Raw genomic sequence first — 20,572 nt, 5'->3', positions numbered from 1 at the left:
ATATGAGGAAGTTGTATGAACAGTAAAGAAAAGAAGCCAGTAATGACAGAAGAAGATATTATGAAGCTTTTGGATTCTTGTTATGAAAAATGTTTAAATGGAATACCAAAAGTTAGTCCCAGTGTTGAGGAACTGGCTAATGATTATTTGAAAAAACATAGAACGACAGAAGAAGCATGCAGAGCAATGTTAAAAAATCAAATTGCAAAATGCACAACTTCAGGAGTAGTAACTGGATTTGGAGGTTTTATTACAATGCCAGTCGCTATCCCGGCTAACGTTGGGAGTGTGATATATGTACAAATGAGGATGATTGCCTGTGTTGCATATATGGCAGATTATGAATTAGATAGTGATCAGACACAAACCTTCATATATGCTTGTTTAGCTGGCGTCGCAGTTAATGGCTTATTAAAGCAAGCCGGTATAAAAATCGGAGTAAAATTTACAAATGGACTTATTAAGAAAATTCCGGGTAAAGTTTTAACGAAAATAAATCAAAAAGTAGGATTTAGGTTTATTACGAAATTTGGAACGAAGGGAATTGTCAATTTGGGAAAGCTTCTTCCGGGAGTAGGTGCTATCGTTGGTGGTGGATTGGATTTGGTGGAAACTAAGATCATTGCAGAACGTGCGTATAAGTGGTTTTTTAAAGGTGATTTCTCGGTAAAGGATCAGAACGGGGAAGATATGATTGAAATTGATGACATCTCTTAAAGGCTACTATTTTGATATATGTAAATAGTTAAGAAAGGGATTTAGACTATGAATGAAAAATTGAAAGATACAACAATTGATTTATTATTAGATGGTGTCAAGACAAAAATAGAAGATGTGAAGGAAAATTATAAATGGCAAGAATTGTTTGTTAGTACTGGTTCTTTTTGTGTAAATAATCCTGATACGTTAACCATGTTTGAACAGGATCTGTTTTTGGTATTTTCAAAAGATAATTTGAAGCAAATGGCGAAAAAATTAAAAGATAAGAGAGGATATGAATTTCCTCAGCTATTGCATAGAGAATTATATGATTTGATGGTTCGTTATGAAATTCCGGCAATGGAAGCGGAAACATATATTCATCATTTTATTCAAGTTATTATAAACTATTTAGAAGAAAATGATCCAGATAAGACATTGGAAATTTTTTTGGGAGATTTGAAAAAGGAGATAGAAAAATATTTTTTTGCGTTAGAATCAAAATTAGAGTTGGTATTAAATCAAATAGCAGATTTAAAAGAAGAAAAAGTGTTATCCTATTCAATTACTGACATTGATATCCAGATTAGAAGAGAGTCAAAGTATAAAGGGATGGGGTTAGATTTTTTTAAACTTGATGATGAACAATTCGAATCAAGATTTCAAAGTGTTATAAATGATGAGAGGATATATGTTGTTGGGAAATCTAGAGAGGAGACAACCTATCGACTTTTAAATGAATTAAGACAGAAGAATTCAGATAGAGTTACTCTTATAATTAAGTCGGAAGAAGAATGGAATAAATTACAAAAAGCAAATGTATCGGGTAATATATTGGTCCCATTTTTTTATGCGGAGAAAATTGTGGCCATTCCAAATAATACTAATATTTTTGTATACGGTGAAGATGAACCATGCTATACGAGAGATAAAGTGGTATTAAGAAAAAGAACAAAAAGAAACATTATAAATGCGTTGGAAGAGATTGGGATAGATTACAATGAAGCATATAACATCGTAGATAACACCCATGGTTTATATGTGCCATTAAAGAAAAAACTTTTTAATGGAGCAATGTATAGTAAACCAGACTGGGTAGAGGGGCATTCTGATGTAGTTATGACTGCATTACTGTGTGGTGAGTGGACTGAAGCAACAGGAGATGTGTTGGTTTTTGAAGAATTATCTGGCAAGACATATATTGAATGTAAGAAGGAACTGGAGACATACTTGCATAGAGAAAATCCATTCGTTGTAACTAATACCAGTTATAGAGGGAGCAATTTGCAGCTTGCTAGTGTAGAGGATGCATGGGAAGAACTAGATATTTATATTACTGATGAGTTATGGAGTAAATTTATATTATTATTCTATGAGGTTTTGATTGAATCAGAGCCTATTTTTGATTACCCTTTTGAAAAACATTTTGAGGCAAGTATTTATGCAGAAAAACCAGAGTGGTCACCAACCTTAAAAAAGGGGATGATTCGAACTCTTATAATGCGTGCGTACTATAGAGGTCATGAAGAGAATCAGAAGCAAATTGACAATATAGTATCAAGAGTACTTGATACTATTACAAGTAAAGAAAGATGGGGATATATTTCGCAATATTTAACAGAGTTATGCGAAGCTTCGCCTGAGAGCGTTTTAAGAAAGTTGGAAGATGAATTGAAACAGCCACAGGGATTGCTGGAGTTGTTTGAAGCAAATGACGGGGACTTTATGACAAGCAGACATTATTATACTAATGTTTTGTGGGCAGTAGAGCAACTAGTTCAGCAAAAGAAATATGTTGTACGGGCATTGGAGTGGTTATGGAAAGTAGATTCATATAACTTGAAGTATAGCATAAGCAATAGTCCTAAAGGAGTCTTGGATGTAGTATTTTGTGCGTGGATAAATGAAAGTGCATTGTCTGTTGATAAAAAAATTGAGTTGGCAAGAAAGGCAATTGAGAATTATCCAAATGCATGGGATGTTATTGCGTCTAAATTGCCACAAGGGACAAACTCGATATGTTCAACGTTGAACACACCTAAATATAGAAAGATAGATGAGCACGAGGAACTATACGTTCACGAAGTAAATAAAACGTATATCGAATATTTAATGATGTGTGTTGATTCAGCATGTACGGATGCAGAAAAATGGAATAAAATAATTCAGCATATAAAGTCGTATGATGTGACGATTCAAAATGAAGTGTTTAAAAAATTGATTCTCAATTGCAGAGAAATGTGTGATGAGGAGAAAATTAAAATAAAAAATGAAATGAGGTACGAGATCTATAGACATAGGTATTATCACGATGCTGATTGGAGCATATCCGAAGAGATGTTGTGTAAATATGAAAGCACAATGAATGAAATTGTGTTGTCTGATAAAGTCTATGAATATTTATATATTTTTTCACCTGTATATGAGTTTCCTCTATTACATCCAGTGCCTTTTAGTCGAGAAGAATGTAAGGATTTGCGTGAGAAGAATCATATATTAAGAGAGGAAGAGATAAAAACAAGATTCAAAGAGTTTAAAGAAAAGAAGTATTCTCTGGAAAAGTTGATCAAATTAGCTGTGAAAGAAGAACATAGCATATTGGGCGAAGTTCTAGCACAGTTTTATTGTGATGGATTGTTTAATGAGAAATTATTCATTTTACTTATGGAATTAGATGAAGAAGGGAAAGATGTATATGACTATGTAAGATATCTACATAGAAATGGATCAGTAGATTTAAATGAAGTTATAGGAATGGTTAAAAAACTATCCAATAATAAAAATCTTTTAATGAATTTAATTACCTTAGAATTTATAGAGGATGATGACAACGCACTTATTGCTAAAGAAGATGAAGAAATAAAGAAAATGTATTGGAGCAGAAATATAAGACTAAGGATATCGGATAAAGCGGAGCATAAAGTATTTATGTGGGCGTTGGATGAATGTAAAAAATATGGTTCACTCCATACGTATTTAGAATTATTGTATGATATAAGGGATAAAATATCATTTCAGGAATTATATAATGCTATATTTGCAATCTCCAATTTGAAGGGCGATGTGGCTAGTTCTATGACAGATTATTACCTTGAGGAGATTTTGAAAGAACTACAAGAAGCTTTCATTATGGATGATGAAAAATGTGCTGAATTAGCAACATTAGAATGGATGTGCAGAAATGTGCTTGAATGGGAACAAATGAAATGCATGCAAAAAATTATGAAGAATGATCCGACGTTCTATGCTCAATTGGTTAGAATTATTTATAAAGCGGATGATGATGATCCTAGCGATAAGAAAAAGAGAGAATTAGCAAACAAAATGTATTCGGGATTTGACAAAGCAAAGTTTTGCCCGACAGAGAAAGATGGGAAAGTATCATATGAAAATCTGAAAAACTGGATAGAAAAGTTTAAAGAATTGTTGGTCAGTCAAAAGCAAGAGAGGTTATTTGGAAATTTGGTAGGACGATTACTGGCATATTCGCCAATTGGTGAAGATGGCTATAGTCCATGTGAAGCTGTACGAAAGATTATTGAAGAATATCATTCTGACTCATTGAAGACTTCCTATGTAGTAGCAGAAGAAAACAAACGAGGTGTTCATACTGTTGATGCAGGAAAATCAGAATTGATTTTGCATCATAGGTACAAAAAGAATGCTGAAGGATTGCAAGAGCAATATCCAAGAACTGCAGAAATTTATTTTACTTTAAGTGACATTTACAAACGTGAAGCGGATTTTGAAAGAAAGCGTGCAGAAGATGAATGGTAGAAAAAAGTATAAAGGGGAGTTGTATAGCTTTTTTAGAAGTGAAAGAAATATTGGAAGTGGTGGTAATGGAGCGGTATATGATGTGGAATTTGAAGGGGATGAAGGGTTCGAGTTTCCTATAGTAGCAAAATTTTTTGAGTATGGTGGGGTAGATAAAGAAAAACGTTATAATAGGTTTAAAAATGAGATAATCGCGTTAAACGCGTTAAAAGGTATTGAGGGGATTATGGAGGTTATTGATAAACAGTGTCCTCATGTTGTACCTCAAACTAAGGATGAAGCATGGTATTTAATGCCTAAGGCTAAACCATACAAACTTAATCGGAAACGTAATATATATTCTAAAATATTAGAAATGTTACAACTTGCACGAATTATACAAAGTATACATGAAAGGGACAAGGCGCATAGAGATATTAAACCGGAAAACATTTTAGTTTTAAATGGGAAATTGGTTTTGTCTGATTTTGGATTGTGTTGGGGTATAGGAGAGGAAAGACTTACGGGATTAAATGAAAGAGTAGGACCATATAAAATAATGCCCCCAGAATTAGAGAGAGTACAAACGGACCTGGATTTAGATTTTAAACCTTCTGATGTATACTTATTCTCTAAGGTGCTTTGGATGACATTGAAAGGGGATAATATCGGTTTTCGCGGACAATATCAGCGTGGAGAGGTTCAAATTTATTTGAACAAAGAAGATTATGACAATGTAATAACATTAGAGCCAATACATAAATTAATGGAAGAAGCCACTTTTGAAGAAATGGGAAAAAGGATTTCTATTCAGAAGTGTATTGAGTATTTGGAGTTACAGCGTAAAATATTGAACAGGGAAGAATATGAACTTCTTTCTAATGAGTTTGTAAGTCAATTGTTATATGATGAATATAGTAAGAAGATAATTGCATGTAGTAAACCAGATGAACTGACATATAAAGATGCAGCGATTATTACCCATATGTTAAGAGATATCATTCCCATCTCTAATATTTTTGTGAAATCACTTCATAGTGATCAAAATATAAAACAAATTCAGATAACAGATTTTCAGGTTGGCATGGATGGTATTTGTAAGTTGCTTTATTACAATAAGGGTATAAAAATTAAAGAATATTTGTTGAATATTAGCAAGATGAATTATTCTAATTATAGTTCTGTTATTTCGCTTGAGTTGAATGATATTTCGTTGGTTGATGAGGGATATATAGCATATTCGGCAGCAGGACACGGATTTGGAAATGAATATCCCCGGGTATATTTTTCTTCGGGTGAAAAAATAATTATAAAAAGAAAAGAGAATCTGTAAAAGCAAAAAGATGTATTATGGAATATGTGTAGGAAGCGGTAAGTATATCAAACGCATTAAAGGTATGAAGAAAAGATGTCTTTGCTTTTCTATGATCCTTTGCTATAATAACTTCATGGCAACACTCTGGCAACAGTTTATCAGAAAGCCAATGGAAATTATGTAATAGAAATAAAAACAAGGCATATTGCAAGTAAAACCTTAATTAATTCCGTTAAGTTTTGACACGACGGAGCCGAGTTTGAATAATTAAAAATTTCTGGAAAGCCTTATAAACAGGGCGTTTCCGAGTAGATAAAGTTCTATTTGATAACAAAATGATAACACAAGAGATTTTGGCATTATTTATCCGGAATCTTGTGGTTATCAGGTAATATGTGTGAAACCAACAAAAAGGTCTTACTGAATTGAGTGAAATCAATTTGGTAAGGCCTTTTTTTCATGTGCACCTAGCGGCGCACGTTTCTAACGGGTTAAAGTCCCGAATCCACCCGGTAGTGGGAAGGATATAGCCGAAGGCAAGACAATGGTATCTTGTAGGAACACCGTATTGTGATGACCTAGAATATATCCGGGCAAGAATACAGTAATAGATTAGTTAAGTGAGTAACGCAGAAGTAATCCGACTAACGGAAGGAATAATGGTCTCCGCTCCGCTTCAGTCGGTGCAGAACAGACGTCCTCCGGTAGGGCGCAAGGGTACTTTTGATGGACGGTACGGCTGTCGAAAGTGCTTTTGCGTTACTTTTGACAAAAGTAACAAAAACGCCGTATCCGGCGAAGATTTCTTATAATCGCCATAATTGGCGGAAATACAAATTATGTTCCATATCTGGCACGTCTTTTAGAAAGAGAGGTGAGGAGCATAATGATGAAAAGAACGATCAGCGGCATGATTGGAGCTGGTTCCCTGGCTCATAACAGACGGGATTTTATAGCTGAAAATGTAGATCCGGACAGAGTACACCTGAATATCTGTTACCAGAATGAAAATCTGAAAGAAGTATATAAAGAATTGTTTGATGATTCTGTGAAACGGTACAATGTAGGGAAAAGAAAGGACAGGCAGATTACAAACTACTATGAAAAAATCCGTCAGGGAAAGCAGGAAAAGCTGTTCCACGAAGTAATTTTTCAGATTGGAAATCGAGAAGATATGGCTGTGGGAACGACAGAAGGAGACCTGGCGGTAAAAGTACTGGATGAGTATGTAAAGAATTTCCAGCAACGAAATCCAACGCTTCATGTATTTAGCTGTTATCTGCACCAGGATGAAGCTACACCGCATCTGCATATTGATTTTGTCCCTTATGTAACTGGTTGGAAAGGGAAAGGAATGGATACTAGGGTTTCCCTGAAGCAGGCATTAAAAAGCTTGGGATTTCAAGGTGGGAACAAACACGATACGGAGCTGAATCAGTGGATTAATCATGAAAAAGAAGTATTTGCAGAGATTGCCCGGAAATATGGAATTGAATGGGAGCAGAAAGGGACACATGAGGAACATCTGGATGTTTATAATTTTAAGAAGAAAGAGCGTAAAAAGGAAGTACAGGCACTGGAACGGGAGAAAGAATATCTCACTGCTGAGAATGAAGGACTGACTGCACAGATTGCGGAAGCAAGAGCGGATATCCAGCTTTTAAAAGATGACAAGGAGCAGGCAGTTAAAGATAAAGAGGAAGCTGAGAAGCGTGCGGAAAAAGCCGAGAAAGATCTGCACAGCCTGGAAGAACGCAGAGAACGGTTGCAGCCTGTTATGGATAATGTCAGTAAGGAAATAAAGGAATATGGGACGGTAAAAACTTTACTTCCGGAAGCTGGGACATTAGAACGTGCAACAACTTACCGGGATAAAAAAATAAAGGCCTAATGAAGCAGATGGCAGAAAAACAGGGTGTGACAGAACAACTGAAAATGCAGGATCAGATGAAATGGGTTGGTTTAATGAATGGCATCAAAGCCTGTGCAGAAGAAATTGTGTTGAAAGAGAGGGTATATATGTGAGTAGAAAGGGTGATCGAAAGGCTGCTCTTTACAAAGATGAAAATAAAAATTGCTGAAAAGGCATGAGTGTTGTAGTGTAAAACTCTTTTGACATTGTGTTTTCCGTTAAGTAAAATATCTTTGATAGACAGATAATGAAAAAATGATTATTCTTGGCTCAGATCAAGAGAACAAATTACTTGCGAAGGGAGGAAATTATATGGAGCTGAGTATACAGATAAAAAAATACCGAACAGAGCTTCATCTATCACAGGAGGAATTGGCAGAAAAGGTATATGTAACAAGACAGACAATCTCTAATTGGGAAAACGAAAAGAGTTATCCTGATATTCATAGCTTGTTACTTCTTAGTTCATTGTTTAATGTATCTCTCGATCAATTAATTAAAGGAGATATAGAGAAAATGAAAGAAATTATTAGCGAGCAAGAAATTAAAAAGTTTAATTATTATGGTTCCATCTATACAGTTCATTTGGCCGTGTTGATTATATCGGCAGTACCTTTGTTTATGTGGCTCGGAAGGTATGCGTATGTTCCGTTTGGGATTTTATTTATTATTACAAAGTACTGGGCGTTAAAGGTTGAAAAACTAAAAAAGAAAAATGATATACAAACCTATAAGGAAATTGTTGCATTTACGGAGGGAAAAAAATTGGATGAACTTCATAAGGCAGTTGAAGTGGGAAAACGTCCTTATCAAAATATATTAAAGGTTATTATCAGTGCGGGTGTTACAGCGATGATTTGCTTCTTAATTGGAGTACTGATGCACTTATTCTTGAATTAATTAAATTTAAGGATATTTTGATTTGTAGAACTATAAAATAGAGCATTTTTCTCGCGGATTTTAACCGGTAGTTAAGAAATCGAAGCCATAATTAAACGAAGGCTCAATTGTAAACACATATTAGAAATACTATAATGAGAATATAAACAGGAGGTAGGAACAATGCAAATTGGTGAGAAGATAAAAAACTATCGGAAAACTGCGGGATTAACACAAGAACAGGTGGCGGATTATTTGGACGTTTCTACTCCTGCGGTAAATAAATGGGAAAAAGGAAATACATATCCAGATATATCATTACTTCCGGCAATTGCTCGATTATTAAAAATTGATATGAATGAACTATTTTCATTTCGTGAAGAATTGACAGAAAAAGAGATTGGACAATTTGTGAATGAGCTTTCGGAAGTTTCATTGGATAGCTTTATAAAAGCTTTTGAGATGGGAAAAAATAAAATAAAGGAATATCCTCATTATGATTCGTTGATTTATTCAATTGCTACTGTTCTAAATGCGGCGCTAACTTTATCCGATGTCGATGATGAGAAAAAGTTGGAATGCAATAATGTGATTGTTGAATGGTTGGAACGAACTGCTGAAAGTCCGAATGAAAAGGTAAGGATTTCCAGTATTTTTATGCTTGCGGCCAAATATATACAAATGGAAAAATATAAAGAAGCAAATATCTTTTTGGATAAAATTCCAGATACTGTGATAGATGGCACAATTATGAAAACGAATGTATTAGCACACCAGGAAGGGACAGATATTGCAGCGTTCTTTTTAGAGGGAAAACTGATGCAGACAGTTACGAATATACAAAACTATCTGTATAAGTTGATAGAAATGGAAGAAGAAACCGGAAATCATTGTAAAGCAGAGGAGATTGCCGAAATCACAGAACATATGGTATCGTTATTTGGTCTGTGGGATTACGGTAAAGTAGTACCACATCTATTGATTGCCGTGTATCGAAAGGATGTAGAAAAATGTATTCAGTTGATAAAAGAAGTGCTGATGGAGTCGCAGAAGCCATGGAAGATGGTGGAATCACCTTTATATTACAGATATGCGGATACAGTACATGGAAAATCTTTTTCAGGTGTTGGAAATAATTTTGTTCGTGCATTAGCTACAGAAATTGAAAATAAAGAAGAGTATGAATTTTTGAAAGGAAATGAAGAATTGGAGGCGATTTTTTCTCAATATTTAAAATAGATTGCAATAAAAATATATAGAAATGATAAAATAAAAGCTGTAAAAATCTACGTTGAATTTTACAGCTTTTTGTGTATAATAGAAGTAGCAGAAACAATTTAAAATCAAAGGAAGGAGCTGAAAGAATATGGCAAATATTTTACCAGTATCTGATTTGAGAAATTATAATGAAGTCCTGAAAAACTGTCATAAAGGAGAACCGGTATATCTGACTAAGAATGGCAGAGGACGTTTCGTTGTCATGGATATTGAAGATTATGAGCGTGACCGTGCGGAAAAGAAGCTTTTGATGAAGCTGCAGGAAGCTGAAGAGGCAGTGAAAGACGGAGAAGGCTGGCTGGATTTGGATGAATTGAAAGCACTTGTGGGGGAATAAGATGTTAAAACTGCGGATCAATCCGATTGTTGCAAAGGATTTGAAAGATATCCGGGATTATATTGCTGAAGATAACGAAGAATATGCAGCAAAGACCATAAAGGAAATTTACGGTAAATTTGAAAACCTTCAGATGTTTCCTGGAATGGGGTCGGATCTCTCCAAACGGGTCAGCTTTCGGACAGATTATAAATATGCGATATGGGAAGATTATGTTATTATCTACAAGGTCGGTAACGAATATGTAGAGATTTATCGTGTAGTTAACCGATATCAGGATATCACGAGGATATTTAACTAATTAAAGAGGAACTGGAATGAAATCAAATATTAAGTATGCAAATATTTTAATTATTGCTTTGGCAGTGGCATATTTTATTATTGGTGGAATGAATTTTTTTGGGTATGTAGGTGGAAAAGTAATCTTGTTGTGTTCTATTGTATCTTTAGCAGTTGCTATAGTACAAATTATGGATGTTGTTATTTCTGCGTTACAGCTACTTGAAACTAGAATAATAAAGGTATCTATTGGATTTTTGCATGCATGGGGCGTTGAAAATGAAGACAAATCTAATAGCGAAAAAGTGTCAAAGCTTGAAGAGTATAAAAGCGATCAGAAAAATATACATAAAAAATATGAAAATATAATTGAAAAAACTTCTTTGATAGCTAATGGAATTCTAATAGGTGTTTTGATTGTATTTATTTTGGGATTATCAACAGAAATTATTAAAGAAAATGCAAAGTTAGCAGATACATTATCATTATTTTCTTTTGCTCTTATATTTGTAAGTTTGACCATACAAAGTTATTTGGATAATTATATTACACGTATTAATATAGAACTGGAACGGCTATTTAATACTATAGAGGAAGAAAAAGATGAATGAAAATTTTTCAAATGGATTACAAAAATTATATAATTGTGTATCTAAAGGATTAGGTTCTATTATGATTCCTCAAGAAGTGAGAAACATAATAGATAAGGAAGCAAAACAAATTGATATGCTTGAAATGGATGGTGGAATTACAGATAAAGCAATTTCCTTATGTAATGATATGGAGCAACCTTTAGGAGAAGTAAAAGAATTATATAGAAGAACATGTTCAAGAATGCTCTATCAGGAAATGCGAAAACAGAAAAATATAGAGGATGTTGTTAATGAAGCTAAAGCAATTCTTCAAGATGAAAATGAAGTTGCGGATGAAGTGGTAAATGAAGATTGGTTAATGAGATTTTTTAATTCTATACAGGATATTAGCAATACTGATATGCAAAAATTATGGGGAAAAGTATTGGCTGGTGAAATAAAAAGTCCTAATTCTTTTACATTACGTAGTCTGGATACTTTAAGCAAGATAACAAAGCAAGAAGCAACTTTATTTGAAGAATTAAGGCCATACATAATTAATTATAGAGGAACATTTGCAATTTTAAATGATGATGAAATAAATAAAAAATATAATGTGCTGTATGGAAAAATAGTTGAAATGTCAGAATGTGGATTAATAGATTCATCAGGATCAATGCAGTTAACATTAGGAGTAACGGCACAGTATCCATTAGAACTGATATATGATATGAAATTATTAAAAAGTAATAATATTGAGGAAAAGAAAATAATAATTCCAATATATAAGTTAACTCAAACTGGACAAGATATTTTAAGTGTTGTTGCTGATAATTACGACGAAAATTATTTACAAGATGTAGCAAATTATTTGGCAAAAAATAATCGAGAGATTACTTTTACTATGCATGATATTGAGAAGAAAGATGGTGATAACATACAGTATGTTATACAAGGAAAAACGATTTTAATTTCTGATTGATAACACAATCATGATAACAAATTGATAACACCGTTCAGTATAGCCTATGGATGTAGGATAGTAGAACACATATAAAACCAAATAGAACCATAATACCAATACTAAAAAGTATAGTGATGAGATTTTATTTGCGAGTTTGAATAAAAAAATTATTTTTTAGTACTCCTCTTTGGCACTTTTTTGATAATCCCCTTTGTAAGAATCAGAAAAGCCGAGCCATACGGAGCACCCGAGAAAACATCAAAAAAAGACATAAAAACATAGAGAAAAAAATTAGAAGCCTTGCATCAGAGACCATCCTGATGCAGGGCTTTTTCAGTCCTGAAAGAAGAGAAAAAAAGAAACCTTAAAGAAATCCACACCAGAAGAAAATGCAGTAAATAAGCTGTTTCCAGCCGCTCTGAGAGAAAAGTTACAAAAGAATCTTATCAAAAGTATGCCTGAAAAGAACCTGGTGTTGTATGCATCGCTGAGAGAAAAAGGCAGAAAGAAAAAAGTAAAAATAGTGCAGTATCCAGGAAGAGCCGGAAAGGGAAGTTTTTACAAGTGAGTTTGCTAAAAAAATGCAAAGTGGGTGTGCGAAGGGACACCACGTAATCATAGAAACCAAGTATTCATGCGGGTTACAAACAAATTTGTTTAGTGATTGGCAACAAAATGGCAACATTTTGTGATTATTCAAGAGATAAAAATTTTATTTCATAACGTATATAAAGAAACCTTACTGATTTTCAGAAGTAAAAAACTGAATATCGGTAAGGTTTTTCTATTTTCTTCTTTTATTTTTCTTTTTTAGTCAATTCTTTTACGAGGTAATCACTCAGTTCCTGAGATGGTACCTTGGCACGTTTTTGGTAAGTATCCAGTTCCGGGTACTTATATCTCCATTCATCATATTCTTCCTTGCTGATTTCACAATTTTTCAGTTTGTCAGCCTGTTCCATCCATGAACGAAGCATTTCATCGACAGATGAGCCGGGAGCAGATATGGAAGAGTCAAGGCAGAGATGAGGCTGTCCATCTACATTTTGTACTTTCAGTCCATACATATCTTCCAGAGCAAATAGTGTATGCATCAGACCTATGTGAGTATCAATATCTGGAACTGTTAAGGCATATATCAAAAGATATTATTACTCAAGATATGATCATGTATAATCAGAGAAATTGGAGAGATATTTTATCTGAGAAACCGAAAGATATGACGAGAATTGAGTATGAGATAACATTGCCGAAGCCTAGTGAAGACTGCATGACAACGTATCGTATTAATCGAGCTAAAAAGAATTTGCGTAGATTTAATGATCAGTATCGAAATGGAAAGACGGAAGTTTATGATGAAAGGCATATCAAGGATCCTGCTACACAGATGCATCATATATTTCCGGCAAGTGATTATCCTGCAATTGCAGACTATTTGGAGAACTTGATTGCCTTGACACCTACACAACATTATACATATGCTCATCCGAACAATAATACCCAATATATTGATAGAGCGTATCAATATGTGTGTTTGATCTCTAAGACAGGTACTATTAGAGATAACTTGCTAGGGAAAAATAAAGCTCCTATTATATATGATTTTTATTTGTATCAGACAGTATTGAATATAGGGTTAGGAACAGAAGAATTTTATGAGGTTCCAGAAATGGATTTTGGCGATATTTTAAACAGATTAGAGTAGGCTGCGAGAGATAAGTTGGCAAAAAGCAACGAAGTCTAATAACTATCACCTTTGTAGCAGCAGAATAAATGTGGCGGATATATGGAGAGAAAGAGTGAGTACCTTAAGCGTGGAGGTCTCACAGAGGTTTCATTAGCCTAGTAACAACGAACTGTGAGAAGTCAGCCGAGCCCATAGTAGTGAAGAAGTCTTTGTAATGGGGATGGAGCAAAGGGGCGAACAATCAATAAGTTTGAGTATGTCTCGTATTGCAGAAAGGGCAACATCTGCCGTATGTGCATTTGGAAACATTGGAAAACTCCACAGAATAGAGCAAAGAATTTGATGAAACTTGGAATACCAAAATGGGCGTCATATAGAACAGCCTACAACGGAAAAGCGATTGCAAGAGTGTGCTCGAAAACAGATATACAAAGAGCAATAAGTCCGAAAAGACTAAAATAATTCGGACTCATCTCTATGTTGGATTACTACACCGAAAGGTGTGTCACTTGTTAAGTTGATTGAACCGCCGTGTACCGAACGGTACGCACGGTGGTGTGAGAGGTCGGGAAATTTATTTGTTTTTGAACATTAAAAAAACATTAAAATAGTAATGATTTTCTTGTGTACAGTAGAGCACCATAGTATAATAAAACCAGTTTTTTTGCATACGTGTAAAAGCTATAATAAGAAAATCGGCAAAACAGATGAAAGTCGGCGACGCAAAGCTATAGGGCCTGTAAAATGGTAGCCAGTTGCCACGTTAAAGATGCATTGTCTGTAATGACAATGCTTTTTTTTGGAGATCAAAAAGAAGCTAAAACAGACAGACAGGAGATTTAATATGATTTCGAGAGCAAAGAAATATGTGGCACTTTTGAACGGAAGCTCACGAGATAAAGAGTTTGCGGATTTTGCAGGCAACAAAGGATTTACATATGATCCAATTTATTTTGATACGACAGCAGCGATTTCTATGTCATTGTGAAAAAAGGCAATACGGAATTACTGAATGAGATCAATTATGCGATCGATCAGATGAATGCGGTTGAGGGTGACTGGAAAACTACGCTTTATAATAAAAACTATGAAAGCACAGAAACTAAGAACCTGGAATATACAGAGAAAGAGAAAAGTATTATTGCACAATATTCCAGGGACAATCCGCTTCATATTCTGTGTGATCCGACCCGTTATCCATATTCTTATAATGAAAATGGTGAGATGAAGGGTATTATCCCGGATTACTTCCGGAAAATTGCAGATTATGCCGGGATTTCTTATGAATTTCTTACACCTGCCACCAGAGATGAGTATATTGCTTATCAGGGAAACAAAGAAGCCACAGATATCAGCATTGATGCACGCATGGAAACAGATAACTATGCTGAGACCAAAGAATGGGGACTTACTGCACCTTATATTACGATGTAGCTGGCAAAGGTGACACGCCGAGACTTTGATGGAAAAATCAATGTTGTTGCTACGGTTGACCAGACAGCGTCAAATTCAATTGCAGATGCAATGGCACCCGGCGCAGAAAAACTGATGTGCAGTACCCGACAGGAAATGATGGAGGCTGTCCAGGTTTATTGTAAAGAGCAGAGACGCACAGGGAAACGCCGTGGATGTGCTTTATGTCGCTCGGGATATTACGGAAGAAAAATCACGGGAACTCATGTATCAGAAACAGCTTAAGGCAAGCATGGAAGATGCTCATCGCGCGAATCTCTCAAAAACAGCCTTTCTCCGGCGTATGAGCCACGATATCCGTACACCGTTAAACAGAATCGTGGGGATGATCCATATCGCTGAAAAATATAACAATGATGTGATCAAGTTACGGGAATGCAGGCAGAAGGTACTTCAGTCCACAGATTATTTGTTGGATTTAATTAATAACGTTTTGGACATCAGTAAATTGGAATCAGGCTCCCTTGTGCTGGATCATAAACCCTTCGATCTGGTAGAACTGTTAAGTAATCAGCTGACGGTTGTTGCAATGAGTGCTTATGAGAATGGCGTGAGATTTGAAGGCGGTGTGGAAGAAAACATAATCCGCCACAGACATTTGATTGGAAGTCCGCTACATCTGAACAGGGTTTTGATGAATCTTTCTTCCAATGCGATTAAATACAATCATTTTCATGGAACAGTGAATGTTCATTGCGAAGAATTATCGGATGATGGGGATACGGCGGTTTTTCAGTTTGTATGTTCAGATACCGGCCTTGGAATGAGTGAGGAATTTCAAAAACATGCGTTTGATGCTTTTGCACAGGAAGGCAAACGGTCAACTACAACATTCAGTGGTTCCGGTCTGGGACTTTCGATTGTCAAAGATATTGTTGAACTGATGGGTGGAACGTGAAGATGCCAAAAAGATCCCGAGCATTGCCATGACGGCCAATGCTTTTGAGGAAGACCGAAAAGCTTGTCTGGATGCCGGGATGGATGAACATGTTGCTAAGCCTATTGATGTGTAATTATTGGTAAAGGTAATTCATAAACTAGTGGGATGATGAAAAAATATGGATAAAAAACAAAAAATACTGATTGTAGATGATGCGAAATTCAACAGGGACATATTGAAGGAGATTCTTGGAGATACTTATAATTATCTGGAAGCTGAAAATGGTAATCAGGCAATCCAGATGATAGGAGAAAATATTGGAATTGATCTGATGCTTTTAGATATCAATATGCCACAGATGAATGGTTTTGAAGTCTTGGAGATAATGAAAAGAAGCCAGTGTATTGCTGAAACTCCTGTAATCATGATATCTTCTGAAGATGCTGTTGATACTATGCGTAAGGCATATGAGCTGGGAATCACAGATTATATCACACGACCGTTTGATTCTGTGATTGTAAAGAAAAGAGTTCAGAATACCTTGGGTCTCTATATGAACCAAAAGCATCTGATAAATGTGGTTTATGATCAGGTTTATGAAAAAGAAGAAAATAATAATATCATGATCCGGATTATGAGTAATATATTGGGATCCCGTAACAGCGAGAGCAGAGAACACATCCTGCATATTAAAACAGCAACGGAGATGATGCTGAGACAACTGGTAAAAGTAACAGATGCTTATCCTTTGACAGAGGCAGATATTGCTTTGATTACAACTGCTTCTTCCCTTCATGATATTGGTAAGATTCGTATTCCGGAAAAAATATTGAACAAACCGGGCAGACTTACCGATGAAGAATTTAAGATTATGAAAACCCATAGTGAGCTTGGCGCAGCTATAATTAAGGATATGGACTTTCCACAAGATCATCCACTGGTACATACCGCATGGGAAATCTGCAGGTGGCACCATGAAAGATGGGATGGAAAGGGCTATCCAGATGGATTGAAAGGTGAAGAAATACCAATCTCAGCACAGGTGGTATCGATTGTTGATGTTTATGATGCACTTACAAGTGAAAGATGCTATAAGAAAGCTTTTGATCATGATACAGCGATTCAAATGATCCTGGGCGGACAATGTGGACAATTTAATCCCATCCTTCTTAAGTGTCTGAAAGAACTAAGTATTCAGCTTTCAAAAATGTCTGGTAAAGAGATGGATGACAATAAATATTATCATGAAGCACAGAGACTTTTGAATGAAATACTTAGTGACAAATCCTTACCGAACCAGATTTACTCACAGAGTCTTATCAAGGTCATGCAGGAAAAAATCGATTTCTTCAAATCGAACAGTGGCATGAATTCGATTGATTACAATGTGGTTTCAGGTCAATTGACTATATTAAATGGAAAACAGCAGATATTATGTCATAGAGATAATCCAAATTTCAATTTGTGCAAAAAATTTGGAGTAAATGAAGAAGATGTTCAATGTATTCGGGTTTTGTTGCATCAGACATCTATGCAAAATAAAGAAATCTCTGTGCAGATAAAAGCGACGGTGGGAAATGACAGCCAGATGTATAAACTGAAACTGCATACATTGTGGACTCCATTGAAGAAAGATGGCTATATTGGAATTATTGGATATTTTGATATTGTAAAATAGAAAAATGCAAATTTAGTGTAATTACAATACCACGTAAAGGGATAAAAATGAATAAATCAGTATTGCAAAGGGGTATCATTTTTATATTGTGCAGCTGCATCCTTTTTTCAATCTGTCCGGTTTATGCTTTTGCAGCAGAAAATCAGGAAGAGAAAGTTGTCAGGATTGGTGTACCGGATGATACATATGATAAGATAAATGGAAATGGAAAAAGAAGCGGATACGGCTATGAATATCTGCAGAAAATCGCAGGTTATACCGGGTGGAAATATGAATATGTAGATTGTACATGGGAAAATTGTTTTGACAAATTAAAAAATGATGAGCTGGATATTATAGAAGGAATTTCTTATACGGAGGAACGGGCAGAAAATATGCTTTTTTCCGGTATTCCAATGGGAGACGAAAGATATTGTGTCTACGCAAAACCCGATCATACAGACATCTTATCCTCTGACACTGCATCTTTCAATGGAAAAAAGATTGGGGTGCTTATGGATTACCTGCCGGAAATGGTATTGAACGAGTGGGAAAAGAAATATGATCTGCATACACAGCATGTCAATGTTTCAAATAATGAAGATGCTTTGAAGAAAATTGCAGACGGAGAAATTGACGGTTTTGTATCGTTAGAGGATTCCCGTCTGGGTGGGTACGGAATGGCGGCCTTAACGAATATCGGAAGTTCAAAAATATATTTTGCGATTGGCCAGAGCCATTCTGATTTAAAGGCAGAACTGGATAATGCTATGCGAAGGATCACGGATGATGATCCTTATTATGCAGATGAACTGCATAAGCAGTTTCTGTCAGTGGACAGTGTTTATTTTCTGACGGGAGAAGAACAGAAATGGCTGTCAGAGCATGGAGCAATCAAAATCGGTTATTTGATAAACGATGGTGGTGTCAGTACTCTTGATATAGAAACTGGAGAAGTGAGCGGCCTGATCATGGACTACGTCCAACTTGCACAAAACTGTCTGGAAGGACAGACTTTGCAATTTGATCTGAAGGGGTATGATTCACAAGAGAGTATGCAAAAAGCGTTGCATGATGGAGAAATTGATATGATTTTTCATGTGATGCAAAATACGAATGCTGCCGAAGACCTGGGGTATGATTTAACAGATACTGTCTGGAAGTATAATATGGCGGCTGTAACGGTTAAAAAAAGTTTTGATGAAAATGCTGAAAATACGGTTGCGATACCAAGAGAAAACAGTGATTTGAAGTCTTATGTTTCCTACAATTATCCACAGTGGCATGTGAAGGAATATGCTGCCTGGAAGGACGCAAAAAAGGCTGTTTGTAATGGAAAAGCAGACTGCATGATTATGGAATCAGGCAAGTTGGAACAATATTCCGATGATAATAAACTACATAGTGTTTTTCTGGAAAAGTACGGCATGGTGTCTTTTGCAGTCAGACGTGGAAACAGCATTCTGCTGTCTGTACTGAATAAGACTATAAAAACAATGTCTGTTTCACAATTCTCCAATGCTGTGTATATGTATGACAGTAATCTGAAGAAAGTTACGGTAAAGGAGTTTATAAGGGATAATTTCTGGAGTTTTACGGTGCTTGTTGTATCTGTTTTTCTGATCGTGCTGATACTGATACTTGGACTCCTCCAAAAAGCCAGAATTGCAGAGAAAAAAGCAAAAGAAGCACAGCAGCAGGCAGAAAAGGCGAACCGTGCAAAGACAGATTTTTTGAGACATATGAGCCACGATATTCGGACACCTTTAAATGGAATTATTGGGATGATCAATATATCACAGCGTTATTATGGCAATAAAGAAAAATTGTATAAATGTAAAGAAAAGGTAATGGAATCCATGGACTATCTGCAGTCCCTTCTGAATAATGTTCTGGACATCGGAAAAGTAGAATCTGGAACATTGCAGCTGGAACACAAGCCATTTGATCTGATTGCAATGCTCGAAAAACAGATTTCGATTGTTGAGACAAATGCAAAGGAGTATGGTATCAGCTTTGAAGGCGGAGCTTCCATGAGTACTTTTCGTCACAGATATTTTATTGGAAGCGAGGAATATCTAAACCGCCTTCTTATGAATCTTGCCGGAAATGCAGTTAAATATAACCGAAGAGGTGGTAAAGTAATCCTGTATTGCGATGAGATTTCATGTGATGACAAGACAGCGGTTTTTGAATTTGTATGTTCCGATACGGGACTTGGTATGAGCGAAGAATTTCAGAAACATGCATTTGAATCCTATGCCAGGGAAGGAAAAGAAACAACGAATGGATATAGTGGTGCCGGACTTGGACTTTCTATTGTAAAAGATATTGTGGACAGGATGAACGGAACAATCAAACTGGAAAGTAAAGAAAATGTAGGTACAACGTTTACTGTCACGATACCGCTTGAGATTGATCATAATGCTCAGAAGGAACAGCAGAAAAAAGAGGAAAAGCCTGATCTGTCGGGTAAGAGTGTATTATTAGTTGAGGATAATGAGCTTAATCTGGAAATTGCAAAAATGCTGTTGGAAGATGAAAAGATGGTTGTGACTACGGCAGAAAATGGCAAGGAGGCTGTGGATATGGTTTCCCAATCAGTTCCAGGCAGATTTGATTTTATTTTTATGGACATCATGATGCCGGTAATGGATGGATTAGAAGCAACCAGACAGATAAGGACATTGAACCGTAAAGATACAAAAGAGATACCAATCATTGCCATGACAGCTAATGCATTTCAGGATGATGTCAGGGACTGCATAGATGCCGGAATGAATGCACATATTGCAAAACCCATTGACAGTAAAAAAATAGAGGATACTTTGCAATTGGTTTTAAAACAGAAAATGCAGTAAGACAATTTCCAGAAAAGGAAGAA

General features: G+C 35.6%; 17 protein-coding genes, 2 pseudogenes and 1 riboswitch. Of the genes and pseudogenes, 18 read left to right on the top strand and 1 reads right to left on the bottom strand.

Features of this window, described 5'->3' with window-relative positions:
- Nucleotides 1–15 precede the first annotated feature (15 nt).
- The 11 genes and pseudogenes from KQI87_RS00595 (at nucleotide 16) to KQI87_RS00545 (ending at nucleotide 12,009) form a co-directional block, all read left to right on the top strand.
- A complete protein-coding gene (locus KQI87_RS00595) occupies nucleotides 16–717 on the top strand; it encodes an EcsC family protein (protein ID WP_216458454.1) in 702 nt (233 codons plus the stop codon).
- A 48-nt stretch (nucleotides 718–765) separates the two neighbouring features.
- Nucleotides 766–4,476, top strand: coding sequence for a hypothetical protein (locus KQI87_RS00590; protein WP_216458453.1), 3,711 nt, complete (start codon nucleotides 766–768; stop codon nucleotides 4,474–4,476).
- The gene (locus KQI87_RS00585) at nucleotides 4,466–5,788 is read left to right on the top strand and encodes a protein kinase domain-containing protein (RefSeq protein WP_216458452.1); all 1,323 of its coding nucleotides are present in this window, start codon (nucleotides 4,466–4,468) and stop codon (nucleotides 5,786–5,788) included. Before KQI87_RS00590 ends, KQI87_RS00585 begins: the two co-directional genes overlap by 11 nt.
- Nucleotides 5,789–6,656: 868 nt before the next feature.
- Nucleotides 6,657–7,661: a plasmid recombination protein gene (locus tag KQI87_RS00580; RefSeq protein WP_330655646.1), complete on the top strand. Its 1,005-nt coding sequence runs from the start codon at nucleotides 6,657–6,659 to the stop codon at nucleotides 7,659–7,661.
- Nucleotides 7,658–7,795: pseudogene (locus KQI87_RS00575) on the top strand (TnpV protein); the annotation flags it as partial. The gene KQI87_RS00580 and the pseudogene KQI87_RS00575, both read left to right, overlap by 4 nt.
- Before the next feature lie 199 nt (nucleotides 7,796–7,994).
- The gene (locus KQI87_RS00570) at nucleotides 7,995–8,582 is read left to right on the top strand and encodes a helix-turn-helix transcriptional regulator (protein ID WP_253292293.1); all 588 of its coding nucleotides are present in this window, start codon (nucleotides 7,995–7,997) and stop codon (nucleotides 8,580–8,582) included.
- Nucleotides 8,583–8,744: 162 nt separating this feature from the next.
- A complete protein-coding gene (locus KQI87_RS00565; RefSeq protein ID WP_216458449.1) occupies nucleotides 8,745–9,800 on the top strand; it encodes a helix-turn-helix domain-containing protein in 1,056 nt (351 codons plus the stop codon).
- Between the two features lie 127 nt (nucleotides 9,801–9,927).
- A complete protein-coding gene (locus tag KQI87_RS00560) occupies nucleotides 9,928–10,176 on the top strand; it encodes a type II toxin-antitoxin system prevent-host-death family antitoxin (RefSeq protein ID WP_005333597.1) in 249 nt (82 codons plus the stop codon).
- A 1-nt stretch (nucleotide 10,177) separates the two neighbouring features.
- Nucleotides 10,178–10,477 carry a type II toxin-antitoxin system RelE/ParE family toxin gene (locus tag KQI87_RS00555; protein WP_216458448.1) on the top strand — a complete coding sequence of 100 codons (300 nt, stop codon included), beginning with the start codon at nucleotides 10,178–10,180 and terminating at the stop codon, nucleotides 10,475–10,477.
- 16 nt (nucleotides 10,478–10,493) lie between these two features.
- Entirely contained in the window at nucleotides 10,494–11,066 is a 573-nt protein-coding gene (locus KQI87_RS00550; RefSeq protein ID WP_216458447.1) for a hypothetical protein, read from the top strand.
- Complete coding sequence (locus KQI87_RS00545; RefSeq protein ID WP_216458446.1) at nucleotides 11,059–12,009, top strand: DUF2806 domain-containing protein; 951 nt, start codon at nucleotides 11,059–11,061, stop codon at nucleotides 12,007–12,009. The genes KQI87_RS00550 and KQI87_RS00545 overlap by 8 nt, the downstream gene beginning before the upstream one ends.
- 779 nt (nucleotides 12,010–12,788) lie before the next feature.
- Here KQI87_RS00545 and KQI87_RS00540 read toward each other — a convergent pair.
- A pseudogene (locus tag KQI87_RS00540) lies at nucleotides 12,789–13,127 on the bottom strand (helix-turn-helix domain-containing protein); the annotation flags it as partial.
- Between the two features lie 32 nt (nucleotides 13,128–13,159).
- Here KQI87_RS00540 and KQI87_RS00535 point away from each other — a divergent pair.
- The 7 genes from KQI87_RS00535 to KQI87_RS00515 all read left to right on the top strand — a co-directional run bounded on the left by KQI87_RS00535 (nucleotide 13,160) and on the right by KQI87_RS00515 (nucleotide 20,549).
- Nucleotides 13,160–13,696 (top strand): hypothetical protein, encoded by a 537-nt coding sequence (locus KQI87_RS00535; RefSeq protein WP_216458445.1) that lies wholly within the window; start codon nucleotides 13,160–13,162, stop codon nucleotides 13,694–13,696.
- A gap of 669 nt (nucleotides 13,697–14,365) precedes the next feature.
- Nucleotides 14,366–14,441: riboswitch (cyclic di-GMP riboswitch) on the top strand.
- Nucleotides 14,442–14,522: 81 nt separating this feature from the next.
- A complete protein-coding gene (locus KQI87_RS16445; protein WP_253292291.1) occupies nucleotides 14,523–14,666 on the top strand; it encodes a hypothetical protein in 144 nt (47 codons plus the stop codon).
- On the top strand, nucleotides 14,663–15,112 hold the full coding sequence (locus KQI87_RS16440; protein ID WP_253292289.1) for a hypothetical protein: 450 nt from the start codon (nucleotides 14,663–14,665) through the stop codon (nucleotides 15,110–15,112). Before KQI87_RS16445 ends, KQI87_RS16440 begins: the two co-directional genes overlap by 4 nt.
- A 9-nt stretch (nucleotides 15,113–15,121) precedes the next feature.
- The gene (locus tag KQI87_RS16435; RefSeq protein ID WP_253292287.1) at nucleotides 15,122–15,376 is read left to right on the top strand and encodes a hypothetical protein; all 255 of its coding nucleotides are present in this window, start codon (nucleotides 15,122–15,124) and stop codon (nucleotides 15,374–15,376) included.
- Nucleotides 15,357–16,049, top strand: a complete 693-nt coding sequence (locus KQI87_RS00525; RefSeq protein ID WP_216458444.1) for a sensor histidine kinase — start codon at nucleotides 15,357–15,359, stop codon at nucleotides 16,047–16,049. Before KQI87_RS16435 ends, KQI87_RS00525 begins: the two co-directional genes overlap by 20 nt.
- 160 nt (nucleotides 16,050–16,209) lie before the next feature.
- Nucleotides 16,210–17,709, top strand: coding sequence for a response regulator (locus KQI87_RS00520; protein ID WP_216458443.1), 1,500 nt, complete (start codon nucleotides 16,210–16,212; stop codon nucleotides 17,707–17,709).
- Nucleotides 17,710–17,756: 47 nt separating this feature from the next.
- Entirely contained in the window at nucleotides 17,757–20,549 is a 2,793-nt protein-coding gene (locus KQI87_RS00515) for a response regulator (RefSeq protein WP_216458442.1), read from the top strand.
- The last annotated feature ends 23 nt before the right edge of the window (nucleotides 20,550–20,572 follow it).

This window comes from Blautia sp. MSJ-9, from assembly GCF_018919065.1.
In the GTDB taxonomy this organism is placed as follows: Bacteria; Bacillota; Clostridia; order Lachnospirales; family Lachnospiraceae; genus Blautia_A.
Note: the sequence above shows the minus strand (reverse complement) of the source record. Positions and strands in the feature narration are given on the sequence as shown.